This window comes from Streptomyces sp. NPDC031426, from assembly GCF_055581585.1.
In genome coordinates, this window is record NZ_JBVIJE010000014.1 from 29094 (window position 1) to 45573 (window position 16480).

Consider the following 16480-nt stretch of genomic DNA (forward strand, 5'->3'; position numbering starts at 1 on the left):
ATTTCCGGCGGCTGTCGGGCATTGTGAACTTCAGGTGGAGCGCTCTTGGCGCACCTCAGCCGTAAATCTCAACCGAGTTGGCGCTGCCGGGGTTGTCCGAGTAGGTGCCCGGCTTCAGGGTGACCAGCTTGGTGCCGGTGGCACAGCCGAGGGTGGCCTTCCAGAAAACCAGAGTGTAAGAAGTCTGGTTCGAGACGGACCGGGCGATGTGGTCGAGAGGGATGCAGCCGGGCGTTTCGGAGTAGACCGTCCTGGTCCCGGTCCTGTTCGGCCCCGACCATCCGCAGAACTTGCCCTTCGGACAGGTGTTGGGATCGGCCGCCGCGGCCGGTGTGGCGAAGGCGCCGCCCAGCAATGCGCCGGCTACGGCGATCGTTGTCAGGCTCTTCTTGAGTACGCTCACAGGTCCCCGATTCTGAATCGTTCGCTTTCGGTCGATGCAGCGAACAGATGATCACAGGATCAATCGGCTGTCACGAAAGGGAATCGCTTTCGGCCAAACTGCCAGGTGGGCAGATCCGGCAAGGGATGCGCAGCCTTCACGCCGCCGCGACCGACACTCGCGCCAGGAGTTTCTCGTAAGCCGCGCAGTCGAAATCGCCCGCTGTCGGGGACCGTACGGTGGCTGTCGACAGGGCGACCGCGCGGGTCAGGCGGTCCGGCCAGGACAGCTGCTCCACCAGCCCTGACAGCAGCCCCGCGACGGCGGAGTCTCCTGCGCCTGTGGGGTTGCCGGGGACGTGAGAGGGTGGCGCCACGCGCCAGTGGCCCTCCGGGGTCGCGGCCAGCAGGCCCTGCGGGCCGAGGGAGGCCACCACCGCGTGCGCCCCGCGCCGCCGCGCATCCTGGGTGGCGCGCAACGGTTCGTGGGAGCCCGTCAGTTCGGCCAGTTCGTCGGCGTTCGGCTTGATGAGGTCCGGGCGGGCCGCCACTCCGCGGCGCAGGGGTTCGCCGCTGGTGTCCAGCAACACAAAAACGCCGTGGGAGCGGGCGGCGCGGACCAGGTTCGCGTACGCCCCCACCGGCACGCCCGGCGGCAGGCTGCCGCACAGGGCCACCGCCGAGGCGCCGGGCAGCAGTTCCTCGTAGCGGTCCAGGAACGCGCCCCACTCCGCCGCGGCGATCAGCGGGCCCGGCTCGTTCAACTGGGTCGTGTCACCCGAGAGTTCGTCCACGACCGCGATCGTGCGCCGGGTCGCCCCCGCGACCGGGACCAGCGCGTCCGTCACCCCGGGTACATCGGCGAGCCGGTCGCGTATCTCCCGGCCGGTCCCGCCGCCCGCGAACCCCGTGACCGTCACCTCGTGCCCGAGCGCCGCCAGCACCCGGGCCACGTTCACGCCTTTGCCGCCGGGCCGTTCGATGACCTCCGAGACCCGGTGCGAGGCGTGCGGCCGTAGCGACCGCACGCGATAGGTGAGGTCGAGAGCGGTGTTCAGCGTGACCGTGAGGATCACCCGGGCCGACCTCCCTCGAAGTCCCTGTGCCTGTCATCGGTTCCGGGGGCACGATCATGCCAAACAGACGGCGGCCGGCCCAGTCATGAGCCGGCCGTCGTCCAGGGAAAAGACGGGCACATCAGGCCAGTTGGGGCGGGATCGCCAGCCACTCGCCCCGCCGCATCACGCCCTTGAGGTCAAAGTCCGCGTCCAGCACCAGCAGGTCGGCGTCCTTGCCCGGCTCCAGCGAGCCGATGCGGTCGGAAAGACCCAGGAGGCGGGCGGGGTTGACCGACAGGGCCTGTACGGCGTCCTCGACCGACAGCCGATCGACGGTCACCGCCCGCTTGAACGCACGGTCCAGGGTCAGCGTGGAGCCCGCGATCGAGCCGCCCTCCACCAGCCGGGCCACACCCTCGCTGACCTCGACCTCCAGCGGGCCGAGCATGTAACGGCCGTCGCCGATCCCGGCCGCGTCCATCGCGTCCGTGATGAACGCGACCCGGTCCGCGCCCGCGCGGTGGAAGGCCAGCTCCAGCGCGGCCGGGTGGAGATGCGTGCCGTCGTTGATCAGCTCGACCGTGACCCGCTCGTCCTCCAGCAGGGCGGCGATGGGGCCGGGGGCGCGGTGGCCGAGGGCGGGCATGGCGTTGAACAGGTGGGTGGCGACCGTGGCGCCCGCGTCGATGGCCTCGACCGTCTGCTCGTACGTGGCGTCCGTGTGCCCGATCGCCGCGATGACCCCGTGCTCGGCGAGCAGCCGTACGGAGTCGATGCCGCCCGGCAGCTCGGTCGCGAGCGTGACCATCTTCGCCTTGCCGCGCGCGGCGTCGATCAGCTTGCGGACCTCGGCCGGGTCCGGGTCGCGCAGCAGCGCCTCGGAGTGCGCGCCCTTGCGGCACGGCGAGATGAACGGCCCCTCGAAGTGGATGCCCGCGATCTCCCCCTGCTCGGCCAGCTCGCTCAGCAGCCCGGCCTGCGTCGCCAGCAGGTCCGTCTCGTCGGTGACGGTGGAGGCGACGAGGGTGGTGGTGCCGTGCAGGCGGTGGGTGCGGACGGCCTTCATGATGTCGTCCGGGGTACCGGAGAAGGAGGCTCCGCCGCCGCCGTGGTTGTGGATGTCGACGAAGCCCGGTACCAGCCAGTGGCCGGTGAGGTCGAGCGTCTCGGCGCTCTCGGCCGTCGCGGCCACGATCTTCGTGCCCTCGACGCAAACGCGTCCGTCGTCCACCACTCCGCCGGGCAGCACCACCCGAGCACCTGTGAGAACCAAGCTGGGAGCCATCAGGCGCTTACCTCCGGAGTCGTAGAAGTGGTTGTCGTGGCCAGCAGGTCGCGGGCCAGCAGGCCGGCGCCCAGGCAGCCGGCGGTGTCGCCGAGGGCGGCGGGGACGATGGCCGGGAGCTTCTGGAAGGTGACCCGGCGCCGGACGGCGTCGCGCAGCGGTGGGAACAACACTTCCCCCGCCTCGGCGAGACCGCCACCGATGATCAGGGTGCGCGGGTCCAGCAGGGTGAGCGCGGTGACCAGGCCGTCGGCGAGCGCGTCGACCGCCTGCTGCCAGACCCGGACGGCGTTCGGGTCGCCGGACGCGACGGCCTTGGCACAGTCGGCGGCGTCCGCGTCCGGGTCCCCGCAGGCCGCAGCCCAGGCCTCGCTGACGGCGGACGCGGAGGCGTATCGCTCCAGGCAGCCGTGCTGCCCGCAGGGGCACGCGATCCCGCCGGGCCGTACGACCACATGGCCGATCTCGCCCGCGAAGCCGTGCGCGCCCGCCTCCACCCGGCCGTCGATGCCGATGGCGCCCGCGATCCCGGTGCCGAGCGGCACGAACAGGAACCGGTCGGCGCCCCTGCCCGCGCCGATCCGGCCCTCGGCGAGACCGCCGGTGCGCACGTCGTGGCCGAGGGCGACGGGGATGCCGAGCCGCTCGGTGAGCAGGGCGCGCAGCGGTACGTCCCGCCAGCCGAGGTTGGCGGCGTAGGAGGCGATGCCCCGCTCCTCGTCGACGATGCCGGGGACCGCGATGCCGGCAGCGGCGGCGGCCACGCCGTAGTGCTCGACGCCGTACGCGCGCAGCTCGGCGGCGAAGTCGAGGATCGTCCCGACCACCGCGTCCGGTCCGCGCTCGCGTCCGGTGGCGCGGCGGGCGCGGTGGAGCAGTACGCCGCCGTCGCCGACGAGGGCGGCCTTCATCCCGGTACCGCCCACGTCCAGGGCGATGACATGTCTCACCACGGGCCCTAGTGTGGCCCCCCACCCCGCGAGAGGTCTAGTCCACTCACGTGGTGTAGACCTTATGTGTCCATATATTGAACGGTCAGACAGCAGGGTTGGGGTTTTGAGGGTGCTGCGTCGGCGTACGGCAGGAACGATCGCGGTGGTGTCCGCACTGGGCATGACGGCGGTCCTCGGCGGCTGCGGGAGCACGGGCTCCTCCGAAGTGACCCTGAGACTCGTCGCCGCCGACTACGGCGACTCCCCCGCCAACAGCTCGAAGAAGTACTGGGACGCCCTGGCCAAGGAGTACGAGTCCAAGCACCCCGGTGTGAAGATCGACGTCAGCGTGTACTCCTGGAACGACGTCGACGCCAAGGTCAAGGACATGGTCGCCGCCGGCCACGCCCCGGACCTGGCCCAGATCGGCGCCTACGCCGACTACGCGGCAGCCGGCAAGCTCTACCCGGCCTCCGACCTGCTCTCCATCCCCACCCAGGCCGACCTCCTCGCCCAGCTCTCCGAGGCCGGCCAGTGGAACCACACGCAGTACGGCATACCCTTCGCCGCCTCCACGCGCGTGCTCTTCTACAACAAGACCCTGTTCGCCAAGGCCGGCATCACCCCGCCCACCACCTGGGACGAGCTGGCCGCCGACGCCAGGGCGCTCAAGGACGAGGGCGTGAAGTACCCCTTCGCGCTGCCGCTCGGCCCCGAGGAGGCCCAGGCCGAGACCATGCAGTGGCTGCTCAGCGGCAGCAGCGGCAGCAGCGGCACCAACGGCGGCAACGGCTACACCGACGACATCGGCACCTACACCATCGACTCCGCGCCGAACGTCCAGACCTTCACCTGGCTCAAGGACGAGCTGGTCGACAAGGGCCTGACCGGGCCGGTGGCGCCCGGCAGGCTCAATCGCGCGGACGCCTTCGCCGCCTTCGCCGACGGCCAGGTCGGCATGCTCAACGGGCACCCCACACTGATCCAGCAGGCCGAGAAGAAGGGCGTGCAGTTCGGCATGGTGCCGATGCCGGGGCGCACCGGCACATCCAGGGCGTCCATGGGCGTCACCGACTGGATGATGGCCTTCAAGCAGAACGGTCACCGCGACCGGATCGGCGACTTCCTCAACTTCGTCTACAGCGAGAAGAACGTCCTGGCGTTCTCCCGCGAGTACGGCCTGCTGCCGGTCACCGGCTCCGCCTCCAACACCATGAGCGCGTCGGACGCCCCGACCGACAGCCCCCTGCACCCCTTCCTCGACCAGCTGCCGACCTCTGAGCTGTACCCCGCCGGCAAGACCTCCTGGGCGACGGTCAGCGCGGCCGTGAAGCAGAACATCGGCCAGGCCGTCGCCCCCGGCGGCGACCCCGCCGGCGTCCTGACCCGCCTCCAGACGACGGCTACGGCGGCGGACAGCAGCGCCAGGAACTGAGCGCGGCTGTCAGTGCCCACCGCTACGGTGACTCCATGGAACTGCCCCCCCGCGAACAAGCCATCCTCGCCCTGGAGCGCCGCGGCTTCCCCGGCCCCGGCGCGAAGGAGCGAGCGATACGCGAGGAACTGGGCCTGTCCCCGGTCCGCTACTACCAGCTCCTGAACGCGCTCCTGGACGACGAGCGGGCCCTGGCGGCGGACCCGGTGACGGTGAACCGCCTGCGGAGGGTGCGGGAGACCCGGCGCACGGAACGCTGAACCGGCTGCGCGGGCGCTCGTTCGGCCGACCGGGAAGGCCCCAGGAGTGAGGCCGGGCGAGCCTGGATAGTGTCGCTGTATGGACCCTCTGCCGACCCCGCAGACCCAGCCCGGCCGGGACGGCCTCGCCGCGCTCCTGGCGAAGCCGTCCGCCGCGATCGTCGGTCTGGACTTCGACGGCACACTGGCCCCCATCGTCGCCGACCCCGAGCAGGCCCGCGCCCACCCCGAGGCCGTACCGGCCCTCGCCGCACTTGCCCCGAAGGTCGCCTCCGTCGCCGTGATCACCGGCCGCCCCGCCGGCGTCGCGGTCCGCTACGGCGGCTTCGCCGGCGTCCCCGGCCTGGAGCACCTGACCGTCCTCGGCCACTACGGCGCCGAACGCTGGGACGCGGTCACCGCCACCGTCACCGCCCCGCCCCCGCACCCCGGCGTCGCGGCGGCCCGCGCCGAGCTGCCGGGCGTGCTGGACCGCGCCGGCGCCTGGCACGGCACCTGGATCGAGGAGAAGGGCCGGGCGGTCGCGGTGCACACCCGCCGCGCCGACGACCCGCAGGCCGCGTTCGAGGCCCTGCGCGGCCCCCTCACCGACCTCGCCGCCCGCCACGGCCTGATCGTCGAACCCGGCCGGCTGGTCCTGGAACTGCGCCCGCCGGGCATGGACAAGGGCGTGGCCCTCGCCGACCACGTCCGCAGGACCGGCGCCGAGTCCGTCCTCTACGCCGGAGACGACCTCGGCGACCTCCCCGCCTTCGCCGCCGTCGACGAACTCCGCGCCGACGGCGTCCCCGGCCTCCTGGTCTGCAGCGGCAGCACGGAGGTCACGGAGCTGGCGGAACGCGCGGACGTCGTGGTGGACGGCCCGCCCGGCGTCGTACACCTGCTGCGGACCCTCGCGGCTCAGCTGGACTGAAGCTCCTCCAGCGCCCGCAGCTGATCCAGGAACCACTGAGCGGGCGGCAACGCGGTGGCGGCCGCGGCCAGCCGCTTCGACCGCTCCGCCCGCTCGTCCGCCGGCATGCTCAGCGCGGAGTGCAACGCGTCGGCCGTACCCCCGATGTCGTACGGGTTCACCACGAGGGCGTCGGCGCCCAGCTCCTCGTACGCCCCCGCCTCCCGCGACAGCACCAGCGCACAGCCCTCGTCGGAGACGACCGGCACCTCCTTGGCGACCAGGTTCATGCCGTCCCGGATGGGGTTGACCAGCGCCACGTCGGCGAGCCGGTACGCGGCCAGGGAACGGGCGAAGTCGTCCTTGACGTGCAGCACGACCGGCGTCCAACCGGGGGTGCCATAGGCCGAGTTGATCTCCTCGGCCACCCGCTGGACCTCGGCGGTGTAGTCCCGGTACACGGCGAGGTCCTGCCGCGACGGATACGCGAACGCCAGATGCACCACCCGCTCCCGCCACTCGGGACGGTCCTCCAGCAACTGCCGGTACGCCAGCAGACCGCGCACGATGTTCTTGGACAGCTCGGTGCGGTCGACGCGCACGACGGTCCTGCGGCCTTCGCCGATCTCCGCGCGCAGCGCGGCCATCCGCTCGTCCACATCGGGCTCATGAGCCCGCTTGCGCAGGAAGTCGGCGTCCGCGCCGAGCCCGTGCACACCGACCCGCAGGGCCGGGGTACCGGGTCCCAGGACCGCGTGACAGCACTCCGTGAAGGCGTCCGCCCAGCGCCTGGTCAGGAACGCCGCCCGGTCCGCGCCCAGGATGCCGCGCAGCAGCTCGGCGGCGATGTCGTCGGGCAGCAGCCGGAAGTACTCCGGTGGCGCCCACGGGGTGTGCGAGAAATGGCCGATCCGCAGGTCGGGGCGCAGCTCGCGGAGCATCCCCGGCACCAGGCACAGGTGGTAGTCCTGCACCAGCACCGCCGCACCCTCGGCCGCCTCCTCGGCCAGCGCCTCGGCGAACGCCCGGTTGTAGGCCTCGTACGACGCCCACTGCCGCCGGAACTCCGTGTCGAAGACCGGCTCCAGCGGGGTCTGGTACAGCATGTGGTGCACGAACCACAGCACCGAGTTGGCGATGCCGTTGTAGGCGTCCGAGTGGACCTTCGCGTCGATGTCCAGCATCCGCACCCGCTGCCCGCCGGTGTCCTCGTCCGGCAGCGGCCCGCCGCCCGCGCGCCGTACGGCCTCCCGGTCCCCGTCGTCGAGCGCCGCGCACACCCACAGCGAGTCCGCGTCCGGTCCGATGGCCGACAGCCCCGAGACCAGCCCGCCGCCGCCCCGCTTGGCGGACAGCGAGCCGTTCTCGCCCACCGTGTACGAAACCGGGCCGCGGTTGGACGCGACCAGCACCTGAGCCTTCTCGGCAGCACCCTGCGTGGAAGCCATGGTCCTCAACCTAGCCCGGCCCGGAAACGCTCAAACGTACGGCCACGCCGGGTGTCGCGGCCGTATACGAACTCAGGCCACGCGGCGCTCGGCGTACTCGGCGATCTCCGCCATCGGCGGCCGTTCCTCGGTGTCCACCGAGTAGGTGCGCGGCTCGAAGCCGTCCTCGCCCCGCTCGAACTGGGTGAGGGAGGGGCGGATCAGATGGCCCCGGGCCAGCCTCAGCTGGGCCGTGCGGTAGATCGCCGCGGCCATCCGGCCCAGCGCCTGCCCGTCCTGGTGGCGGTGCTTGCGCACGCCCACGTCCACCTGCGCCAGGGCGTCGAGACCCACCAGGTGCAGGGCGTCCACCAGCATGCCCAGCTCCACGCCGTACCCGACCGGGAACGGCAGCTGTTCCAGCAGCGAGCGCCGGGCCGCGTACTCGCCGCCCAGCGGCTGCACGAATCCGGCCAGCTGCGGCCAGTGCATGTTCAGCAGCGGGCGGGCCATCAGCTCGGTGACCCGGCCGCCCTGGCCGGCCGTCCCGGCGAGCGGACGGTCGTACATCGCCTTGACCAGGTCCACGTCCGGCTCGGTGAGCAGCGGGCCGACGATCCCGGTGACGAAGTCGGGGGAGAACTCCTTCAGGTCCGCGTCGACGAAGCAGACGATGTCCCCGCTGGTCACCAGCAGCGAGCGCCACAGCACCTCGCCCTTTCCGGGGACGGCGGGGATGCGGGGCAGGATCTCGTCCCGGTGAACGACCCGGGCGCCCGCGGCGGCGGCGACCTCGGCGGTGCGGTCGGTGGAGCCGGAGTCGACCACCACGATCTCGTCGACGAGCGGGACCCGCTCCACGAGGTCGTGGCGGATGATCGCGACGATGTCGCCGACCGTCTCCTCCTCGTTGAGTGCGGGCAGCACGACGGACACCGACTGGCCCGTACGCTGCTTGGCGGCCAAGATCTTGTGCAGTGGGCGATCGGTCACGGACCAGGAGCGGGTGCTCAGCCAGCGCTCGACTTCTTCCAGCACGGTCGGCGGCTCCTCACTGTTGTCTCGCGGTTCGGACGACTCTCTCAACTGTCTTGGCCTTCGGTTACAGTCTTGAACAACGCTGATGACCATCGCATGTCGGGGGTCAGCCAGGCGCTCACAACCGCATACCGCTCATCCAGAGGGGCAGAGGGACACGGCCCGATGAAGCCCCGGCAACCCCCCTGAGCCGCACTCGTTCACGCGAGGCTCCCGGCCAGGGAAGGTGCCAAATCCGTCTCACGGCGAGGTGCGTCGTGAGGAAGATGAGGAGAAAGGGCCTCGCCTCCATGGCTGTGCAGACAGTTGCAAGCTCGACCGATTCCGCCGTCGACCTCGGCCCCGCCGCGGCCCTGAGCTGTCGCGAGTGCGGCCACCGCGTCTCGCTCGGCCCGGTGTTCGCCTGCGAGGAGTGTTTCGGCCCGCTGGAGATCGCCTACGACTTCTCCGCCTACGAGACCGAAGAGCTGCGCCGCCGTATCGAGTCCGGCCCCGCGAACATCTGGCGGTACGCGCCGCTGCTGCCGGTCCCGGCCGACGTCGCCGACAAGCCGAACCTGAACCCGGGCTGGACCAAGCTGGTCAAGGCCGACAACCTCGCGGCCGAACTCGGCGTCACCGGCGGCCTGTTCGTCAAGGACGACTCCGGCAACCCGACCCACTCCTTCAAGGACCGCGTGGTGGCCCAGGCCCTGGAGGCCGCGCGCGCCTTCGGCTTCACCACCCTGTCCTGCTCCTCCACCGGCAACCTCGCCGGTGCCGTCGGCGCCGCCGCCGCCCGGGCCGGCTTCCGCTCCTGTGTGTTCATCCCGCACGACCTGGAGCAGGGCAAGGTTGTCATGGCCGCGGTCTACGGCGGCGAGCTGGTCGGCATCGAGGGCAACTACGACGACGTGAACCGCTTCTGCTCCGAGCTGATCGGCGACCCGGCGGGCGAGGGCTGGGGCTTCGTCAACGTCAACCTGCGGCCGTACTACGCGGAGGGATCCAAGACCCTCGCGTACGAGATCTGCGAGCAGCTCGGCTGGCGGCTGCCCGACCAGATCGTGGTCCCGATCGCCTCCGGCTCCCAGCTCACGAAGATCGACAAGGGTCTGCAGGAGCTGATCAAGCTGGGTCTGGTCGAGGACAAGCCGTACAAGATCTTCGGTGCGCAGGCCGAGGGCTGCTCGCCGGTGTCGACCGCCTTCAAGGCCGGCCACGACGTCGTACGGCCCCAGAAGCCGAATACCATCGCCAAGTCCCTCGCCATCGGCAACCCGGCCGACGGGCCGTACGTCCTGGACATCGCGCGCCGCACCGGCGGTGCGGTGGAGGACGTGACGGACGCGGAAGTCGTCGACGCCATCAAGCTGCTGGCCCGCACGGAGGGCATCTTCGCGGAGACGGCGGGCGGTGTGACCGTCGGCGTCACCCGCAAGCTGCTCAAGGACGGCGTCCTGGACCCGACGAAGACCACGGTGGTCCTCAACACCGGCGACGGCCTGAAGACCCTTGACGCGGTGGCCGGTACCGGCCTCACCGCCACCATCCGACCGACCCTGGACTCCTTCCGAGAGGCTGGCCTCGCATGAGCGTGACCGTTCGCATCCCCACCATCCTGCGCACCTACACGGGCGGGCAGGCCGAAGTGGCCGCCGAGGGCGCCACCCTCGCCGAGGTCATCGCCGACCTGGAGAAGAACCACACCGGCATCGCCGCGCGCGTGCTGGACGACCAGGGCAAGCTGCGCCGGTTCGTGAACGTCTACGTCAACGACGACGACGTGCGCTTCGAGCAGGGCCTGGAGACCGCGACCCCGGACGGCGCCGGCGTCTCCATCATTCCGGCCGTCGCCGGTGGCTGATCGTTACCTTGGGTAACTTCAGTTACGCATTGTTCATCGAATTGCCCCCTCCGTGAGAGAAGCGGAGGGGGCAATTCTGCGTGATTGAGCGCGGTAGAGTTGGGGAACGCGCTCTCGACATGACCGGTCGGGAGCCCTGTATTCATGCCGGACGCCCGACAAGAAGTAGCCAAAGTGTGCGGGCTTTATGCGGCTTTTGTGGCGGTCTGTAGGGCCCGACTTGCCCTGAAGTCGGGTGAATTCACACCACATTCCGGACCGTTCCCGTCCAGAATTCTCGTCCGATTGACCTGTTGCAGACGGCAGTTGGACAGATACATTCAGCCGCGGTCGACGCGTTCCGGCGCACGCCCCCGACCGATGGGGGGTGAGGTCTGACCCGGGTCCGCGAAGTGTGGATCTGTGCAAGGGCCAGTAATAGGGGAGTTAGGCATGGCTCAGGGCACCGTCAAGTGGTTCAACGCGGAGAAGGGGTACGGCTTCATCGCGGTCGACGGTGGTGCGGATGTTTTCGTCCACTACAGCGCGATTCAGATGGACGGTTACCGCACCCTGGAAGAGGGGCAGCGGGTCGACTTCGAGATCTCGCAGGGCCAGAAGGGCCCGCAGGCGGACATGGTCCGGCTGGCGACCAGCTGAAGCACGCGTCGACTGTCAGCGACGTTCTTCGTTCATCTTCGCAGGGCCCGCACCTCGCTCGGGGTGTGGGCCCTGCGTCATGCCCGGGGTCCGGTGTTCGCGGGCGGCTGACGGGGGTGCCGTACCCCGTAGGGCGCTTGCGCCCACCCGTCGCCCGACCACCACCCCTCAACGAACCCGCTTCGCGGGTGCGCCTTGCACTCGTGCATGCCGAGTGCTAATCATTGGCGTTAGCACTCTGAAGGTGAGAGTGACAGTGAAGGACCGGGTCGGTGAGGCCCGCAGGCCAAGTGGGGCAAGGAACCACGCGGCCGGCGAGCCGTCCGTCGCGGGCGCGGGCGCGGTCCGAAGGAATCACCCCCAGTCCTGGAGGGACCACTTCACATGGCCAAGATCATCGCGTTCGACGAGGAGGCGCGGCGCGGCCTCGAGCGCGGCATGAACCAGCTCGCGGACGCCGTCAAGGTGACGCTCGGCCCCAAGGGCCGCAACGTCGTCCTCGAGAAGAAGTGGGGCGCCCCCACGATCACCAACGATGGCGTCTCCATCGCCAAGGAGATCGAGCTCGAGGACCCGTACGAGAAGATCGGCGCCGAGCTGGTCAAGGAAGTCGCCAAGAAGACGGACGACGTCGCCGGTGACGGTACGACCACCGCGACCGTGCTCGCCCAGGCCCTGGTCAAGGAGGGCCTGCGCAACGTCGCCGCCGGTGCCAACCCGATGGCGCTGAAGCGCGGTATCGAGAAGGCCGTCGAGGCCGTCTCCGCCGCCCTGCTGGAGCAGGCGAAGGACGTCGAGACCAAGGAGCAGATCGCCTCCACCGCGTCCATCTCCGCCGCCGACACCCAGATCGGCGAGCTGATCGCCGAGGCCATGGACAAGGTCGGCAAGGAAGGCGTCATCACCGTCGAGGAGAGCAACACCTTCGGTCTGGAGCTTGAGCTCACCGAGGGCATGCGCTTCGACAAGGGCTACATCTCCGCCTACTTCGCGACCGACATGGAGCGCATGGAGGCGTCGCTCGAGGACCCGTACATCCTCATCGCCAACTCCAAGATCGGCTCCGTCAAGGACCTGCTCCCGCTCCTGGAGAAGGTCATGCAGTCGGGCAAGCCGCTGCTGATCATCGCCGAGGACGTCGAGGGCGAGGCCCTGTCGACCCTGGTCGTCAACAAGATCCGCGGCACCTTCAAGTCCGTCGCCGTCAAGGCCCCGGGCTTCGGTGACCGCCGCAAGGCCATGCTCGGCGACATCGCCATCCTCACGGGCGGCGAGGTCATCTCCGAGGAGGTCGGCCTCAAGCTGGAGAACGCGACCCTGGACCTCCTGGGCCGCGCCCGCAAGGTCGTCATCACCAAGGACGAGACCACCATCGTCGACGGCGCCGGCTCCTCGGAGCAGGTCAACGGCCGCGTCAACCAGATCCGCGCCGAGATCGAGAACAGCGACTCGGACTACGACCGCGAGAAGCTCCAGGAGCGCCTGGCCAAGCTCGCGGGCGGCGTCGCGGTCATCAAGGCCGGTGCCGCCACCGAGGTGGAGCTCAAGGAGCGCAAGCACCGCATCGAGGACGCCGTCCGCAACGCGAAGGCGGCCGTCGAGGAGGGCATCGTCGCCGGTGGCGGCGTGGCCCTGCTGCAGGCCTCCCAGGTCTTCGAGAAGCTGGAGCTCGAGGGTGACGAGGCGACCGGCGCCAACGCCGTGCGCATCGCCCTGGAGGCCCCGCTGAAGCAGATCGCCGTCAACGCCGGCCTCGAGGGCGGTGTCGTGGTGGAGAAGGTGCGCAACCTGACCCCGGGCCACGGCCTGAACGCCGCGACCGGCGAGTACGTCGACCTGGTCGCCGAGGGCATCATCGACCCGGCGAAGGTGACCCGCTCTGCTCTGCAGAACGCCGCCTCCATCGCCGCGCTGTTCCTCACCACCGAGGCCGTCATCGCCGACAAGCCGGAGAAGGCCGCCGCGCCGGCCGGCGGCGGCATGCCGGGCGGTGACATGGACTTCTGATCCTTCCCGGATCACCTGTCCTTTGCGAGGGCGGCATCCCCAGCTTCCGGCTGGGGGTGCCGCCCTCGGGCGTTTGCTGAGGTCAGTCGGCGTAGTCCTTCAGCTTCTCGGTGTCGAGGGTGATGCCGACAGCTGGGCAACGGTCGCCGGATCGTCTTCCAGCCGTCCGGGGGCCAGGCCCTTCGGAGTAGGCCAGGCGGCGGCTGAACCGGGGCAGTGTGAGCGGTGTCACGTAAAGGCTTCGGCAGGGGCGGAATGTGGGGCAGCGCATAGGCGATTACTTAAGGAGCTGCAACAATGCGTGCTCACATACCGCTCGGTTAACCCCGTCTCTCACGAGGAGCCCCCACGTGACCGTCACGACGCCCGCCTCCCGCGCGGCCCAGGTCCTGTCCCGCCCGATCGCGCTCAACGGTCTCACCGTCCCCAACCGGATCGTGATGGCGCCGATGACCCGCATGTTCTCCCCGGGCGGCATCCCGGGTGAGGACGTGCGCTCGTACTACTCCCGCCGGGCCGCCGCCGGAGTCGGCCTGATCGTCACCGAGGGCACGTACGTCGGCCATGAGTCGGCCGGCAACAGCGCGCGCGTGCCCCGGTTCCACGGGGAGGAGCAGCTCGCGGGCTGGGCGAAGGTCGCCGAGGACGTGCACGCGGCGGGCGGCACGATCGTCCCGCAGCTGTGGCACATCGGCATGGTCCGCAAGGACGGCGAGGCCCCCTTCCCGGACGCCCCCGCGATGGGCCCGTCCGGCCTGGTCGCGGCGGACGCCGAGCCGGCCGGCAGGGCGATGACGCAGGCGGACCTGGACGACGTCATCGCCGCGTTCGCCGAGGCCGCCGCGGATGCCGAGCGCATCGGCTTCGACGGCGTGGAGCTCCACGGCGCCCACGGCTACCTCCTCGACCAGTTCCTGTGGGAGGGCACCAACCGCCGTACCGACGCCTACGGCGGCGACGCGGTGGCCCGCACCAAGTTCTCCGCGGAGATCGTGGCCGCGGTCCGCGCCGCGGTCTCCCCCGAGTTCCCGGTCATCTTCCGCTACTCGCAGTGGAAGCAGCAGGACTACACCGCCCGCCTCGCCGAGACCCCCGAGGAGCTGGAGGCGATCCTCACCCCGCTCGCCGCGGCCGGCGTCGACGTCTTCCACGCCTCCACCCGCCGCTACTGGCTGCCGGAGTTCGACGGTTCGGACCTGAACCTGGCCGGCTGGACGAAGAAGCTCACCGGCAAGCAGGTCATCACCGTCGGCTCGGTGGGCCTCGACGGCGAGTTCCTGGGCGCCTTCCAGGGCCAGGGCTCCGAGGTCAAGGGAATCGACAACCTCCTCGACCGCATGGAGGCCGACGAGTTCGACATGGTCGCCGTGGGCCGCGCGCTGCTCCAGGACCCGGAGTGGGCGGCCAAGGTGCTCTCCGACCGCCTCGACGAGCTGAAGCCGTACGACGCGGCGTCGCTGAAGACGCTCAGCTGAGACGCCTGAGGCCTACAGGTTGCCCATGGGCTCGATGTCGACGTGCACGGGGGTGCCCCACACCCGCAGCACCTCGTAGTCGGTGAACTCGTGCACGAGCCGGTAGGCCATGGCGGGCCGCGATCCGCGCCGCTGAGCGGCGAGGTACGCCTCGGCCTCGTGCCGGTCCCGCCTCGGTGTCCCGCACAACTGCCACTCGTGCCCGTTCCACGCCTCCGGCAACCAGCGTTGCTGCGGCTGAGGCCGGTCGGCCCGGACCCCGTAGCGGGAGGGTGCGGTGGCGGTGGGCGCGGGTCCGGTCCGCCCACCCTGGAACTCCGACCGCCGGGCGGCCCGGCGCCGGGTCTCACAGAGCAGACACAGATCGGGCGCGCTCTCGTCGACGGGGCCCTGCGGATGCTCGGGGCAGCGGGTGCTGGGCGCGCCGCCCCCGACGCTCTCCTCCACCAGATCGAGCGCCCGGCGCAGGTCGGCCTTGATCTCGTGCAGCCGGGCGTCCGGGGTGTCGGCGGTCAGCGCCTCCCCGTGCTCCCCGAGAAGCCGCAGGGCCCTTCCCAGGGCGGCGAGCTGGACGTGGTTCATGTCAGCCAAGGGTACGAGAGCGGCTGCTTGGGCCGGTGCCGCGCTTCCGCGAGGTGCGTGTGGAAGGTGACCCACGTCCTAGGGTGTGATCATGTTGCCGAACCGGCTGGTTGACGCCCTCCAGCGTTTCAACGCCGCCCATCCCTGGGACCACAACGCCCACCATCACCCCTGGCTGCTACGGCAGTTGCCCAGGCGGTTCCGCACCGCCCTGGACGTGGGGTGCGGGAGCGGGGACCTCGTTCGGCTGCTGGCTCGGCGGGCGGAGTCGGTCGTCGGGGTGGATGCCGAGCCGGAGATCCTCGGGAAGGCGCGGCAGCTCACGGCCCCCGACGCTCCCGTCACCTACACCCTCGCCTCCGCCCCGCACGGTCTTCCGCCCGGCCCCTTCGACGTCATCACCTGTGTGGCCGCGCTCCATCACCTGCCCTTCGCCGAGACCCTCGACCGGCTCAAGGAAGGGCTGGCTCCGGGCGGAACCCTTGTCGTCGTCGGCTGTGCGCAGGCCGCCAGGCCCCTCGATCACGCCGTCGGGCTGGTCGCCGTACCGCTCAACGCGCTGACCGGATGGGTGAAGAACCGCGGGCGGGCGGTCACCCACCGGCCCGTGTCCATGACCGCGCCCACCCGGGAGCCCGGGATGACCTACGACGAGGTCGAGCGGGAGGCCCGCCGGCTGCTTCCCGGGGCCCGGTTCCGGCGGCGGCTCTTCTGGCGTTACACGCTGGTCTGGCGGTCGCCCTGACTGCCGTACCTCAGCGGCCCTGACGGTCGCCCTGACTGCCGTACCTCAGCGGCCCTGACGGATCAGGCATCCGTGGCCAGGAGCTTCGTCTTCCTCGGCTTGGGGCCGTCTACGGCCTGTCGTCCGGCCGTGACCCGCGCCTCCACCTCTGCCGTGATCTCGTCGACCACCCCGGGGCCGATCACGATCTGGCAGGTCGGGCCGTCGGACACCGGCCCGAGCACGCCGGGCAGGGCCCGCAATCCCTCCTCGTCCGCCGCCGCCGGGTCGGCGAGGGTCAGCCGGAGGCGGGTCATGCAGTGGGCCACGGCGGTGATGTCGGCCGGGCCGCCGACCCGGGTGAGGAGGGCGGTCGCGGTGGAGGCGGGGTCGTTGCGCACGCCCCGAGCACGCCGGGCAGGGCCCGCAATCCCTCCTCGTCCGCCGCCGCCGGGTCGGCGAGGGTCAGCCGGAGGCGGGTCATGCAGTGGGCCACGGC

Annotated in this window: 17 protein-coding genes and 1 riboswitch; of the genes, 9 read left to right on the plus strand and 8 right to left on the minus strand. The window is 70.8% G+C overall.

Annotated features, from left to right (window positions below):
• Positions 1-55: 55 nt before the first annotated feature.
• The 4 genes from ACZ5NH_RS27180 to ACZ5NH_RS27195 form a co-directional block, all read right to left on the minus strand.
• Entirely contained in the window at positions 56-403 is a 348-nt protein-coding gene (locus tag ACZ5NH_RS27180; RefSeq protein WP_388630678.1) for a peptidase inhibitor family I36 protein, read from the minus strand.
• A gap of 136 nt (positions 404-539) precedes the next feature.
• Positions 540-1457, minus strand: a complete 918-nt coding sequence (locus ACZ5NH_RS27185; RefSeq protein ID WP_388630675.1) for a 1-phosphofructokinase family hexose kinase — start codon at positions 1455-1457, stop codon at positions 540-542.
• Positions 1458-1578: 121 nt separating this feature from the next.
• A complete protein-coding gene (gene nagA / locus ACZ5NH_RS27190) occupies positions 1579-2724 on the minus strand; it encodes an N-acetylglucosamine-6-phosphate deacetylase (RefSeq protein ID WP_468778813.1) in 1146 nt (381 codons plus the stop codon).
• Positions 2724-3674: an ROK family protein gene (locus tag ACZ5NH_RS27195; RefSeq protein WP_388631000.1), complete on the minus strand. Its 951-nt coding sequence runs from the start codon at positions 3672-3674 to the stop codon at positions 2724-2726. Before ACZ5NH_RS27195 ends, nagA begins: the two co-directional genes overlap by 1 nt.
• 64 nt (positions 3675-3738) lie before the next feature.
• Here ACZ5NH_RS27195 and ACZ5NH_RS27200 point away from each other — a divergent pair, with 64 nt between their 5' ends.
• The 3 genes from ACZ5NH_RS27200 to otsB all read left to right on the plus strand — a co-directional run bounded on the left by ACZ5NH_RS27200 (position 3739) and on the right by otsB (position 6264).
• Positions 3739-5091, plus strand: coding sequence for an ABC transporter substrate-binding protein (locus ACZ5NH_RS27200; RefSeq protein WP_468778815.1), 1353 nt, complete (start codon positions 3739-3741; stop codon positions 5089-5091).
• Between the two features lie 35 nt (positions 5092-5126).
• A complete protein-coding gene (locus ACZ5NH_RS27205) occupies positions 5127-5351 on the plus strand; it encodes a DUF3263 domain-containing protein (protein WP_450983069.1) in 225 nt (74 codons plus the stop codon).
• Between the two features lie 79 nt (positions 5352-5430).
• Complete coding sequence (otsB, locus tag ACZ5NH_RS27210; protein WP_450983068.1) at positions 5431-6264, plus strand: trehalose-phosphatase; 834 nt, start codon at positions 5431-5433, stop codon at positions 6262-6264.
• Here the strand turns inward: otsB and ACZ5NH_RS27215 are convergent.
• Together ACZ5NH_RS27215 and ACZ5NH_RS27220 are read right to left on the minus strand one after the other, a co-directional pair.
• Positions 6252-7691 carry an alpha,alpha-trehalose-phosphate synthase (UDP-forming) gene (locus ACZ5NH_RS27215; RefSeq protein WP_468778818.1) on the minus strand — a complete coding sequence of 480 codons (1440 nt, stop codon included), beginning with the start codon at positions 7689-7691 and terminating at the stop codon, positions 6252-6254. The genes otsB and ACZ5NH_RS27215 overlap by 13 nt on opposite strands.
• 72 nt (positions 7692-7763) lie before the next feature.
• Positions 7764-8708 (minus strand): glucosyl-3-phosphoglycerate synthase, encoded by a 945-nt coding sequence (locus tag ACZ5NH_RS27220; protein ID WP_468778820.1) that lies wholly within the window; start codon positions 8706-8708, stop codon positions 7764-7766.
• Positions 8709-8840: 132 nt separating this feature from the next.
• Positions 8841-8981, plus strand: a riboswitch (SAM riboswitch).
• Positions 8982-8998: 17 nt separating this feature from the next.
• Here ACZ5NH_RS27220 and thrC point away from each other — a divergent pair.
• The 5 genes from thrC to ACZ5NH_RS27245 all read left to right on the plus strand — a co-directional run bounded on the left by thrC (position 8999) and on the right by ACZ5NH_RS27245 (position 14675).
• Positions 8999-10282 carry a threonine synthase gene (gene thrC, locus ACZ5NH_RS27225; RefSeq protein ID WP_468778821.1) on the plus strand — a complete coding sequence of 428 codons (1284 nt, stop codon included), beginning with the start codon at positions 8999-9001 and terminating at the stop codon, positions 10280-10282.
• Positions 10279-10554, plus strand: coding sequence for a MoaD/ThiS family protein (locus ACZ5NH_RS27230; RefSeq protein WP_004000249.1), 276 nt, complete (start codon positions 10279-10281; stop codon positions 10552-10554). Before thrC ends, ACZ5NH_RS27230 begins: the two co-directional genes overlap by 4 nt.
• 432 nt (positions 10555-10986) lie before the next feature.
• Positions 10987-11193 carry a cold-shock protein gene (locus tag ACZ5NH_RS27235; protein WP_019057200.1) on the plus strand — a complete coding sequence of 69 codons (207 nt, stop codon included), beginning with the start codon at positions 10987-10989 and terminating at the stop codon, positions 11191-11193.
• A 384-nt stretch (positions 11194-11577) separates the two neighbouring features.
• Positions 11578-13200: a chaperonin GroEL gene (groL, locus tag ACZ5NH_RS27240; protein ID WP_031170937.1), complete on the plus strand. Its 1623-nt coding sequence runs from the start codon at positions 11578-11580 to the stop codon at positions 13198-13200.
• 350 nt (positions 13201-13550) lie between these two features.
• Entirely contained in the window at positions 13551-14675 is a 1125-nt protein-coding gene (locus ACZ5NH_RS27245; protein ID WP_468778824.1) for an NADH:flavin oxidoreductase, read from the plus strand.
• Between the two features lie 12 nt (positions 14676-14687).
• On the opposite strand, the gene ACZ5NH_RS27250 is transcribed toward ACZ5NH_RS27245, so the two are convergent.
• Positions 14688-15257: a hypothetical protein gene (locus ACZ5NH_RS27250; protein WP_388630649.1), complete on the minus strand. Its 570-nt coding sequence runs from the start codon at positions 15255-15257 to the stop codon at positions 14688-14690.
• 91 nt (positions 15258-15348) lie between these two features.
• On the opposite strand from ACZ5NH_RS27250, the gene ACZ5NH_RS27255 reads away from it, so the two are divergent.
• Positions 15349-16002 carry a class I SAM-dependent methyltransferase gene (locus tag ACZ5NH_RS27255; RefSeq protein WP_468778826.1) on the plus strand — a complete coding sequence of 218 codons (654 nt, stop codon included), beginning with the start codon at positions 15349-15351 and terminating at the stop codon, positions 16000-16002.
• 62 nt (positions 16003-16064) lie between these two features.
• On the opposite strand, the gene ACZ5NH_RS27260 is transcribed toward ACZ5NH_RS27255, so the two are convergent.
• Positions 16065-16382 (minus strand): PTS glucose/sucrose transporter subunit IIB, encoded by a 318-nt coding sequence (locus ACZ5NH_RS27260; RefSeq protein ID WP_468778828.1) that lies wholly within the window; start codon positions 16380-16382, stop codon positions 16065-16067.
• Between the last annotated feature and the right edge of the window lie 98 nt (positions 16383-16480).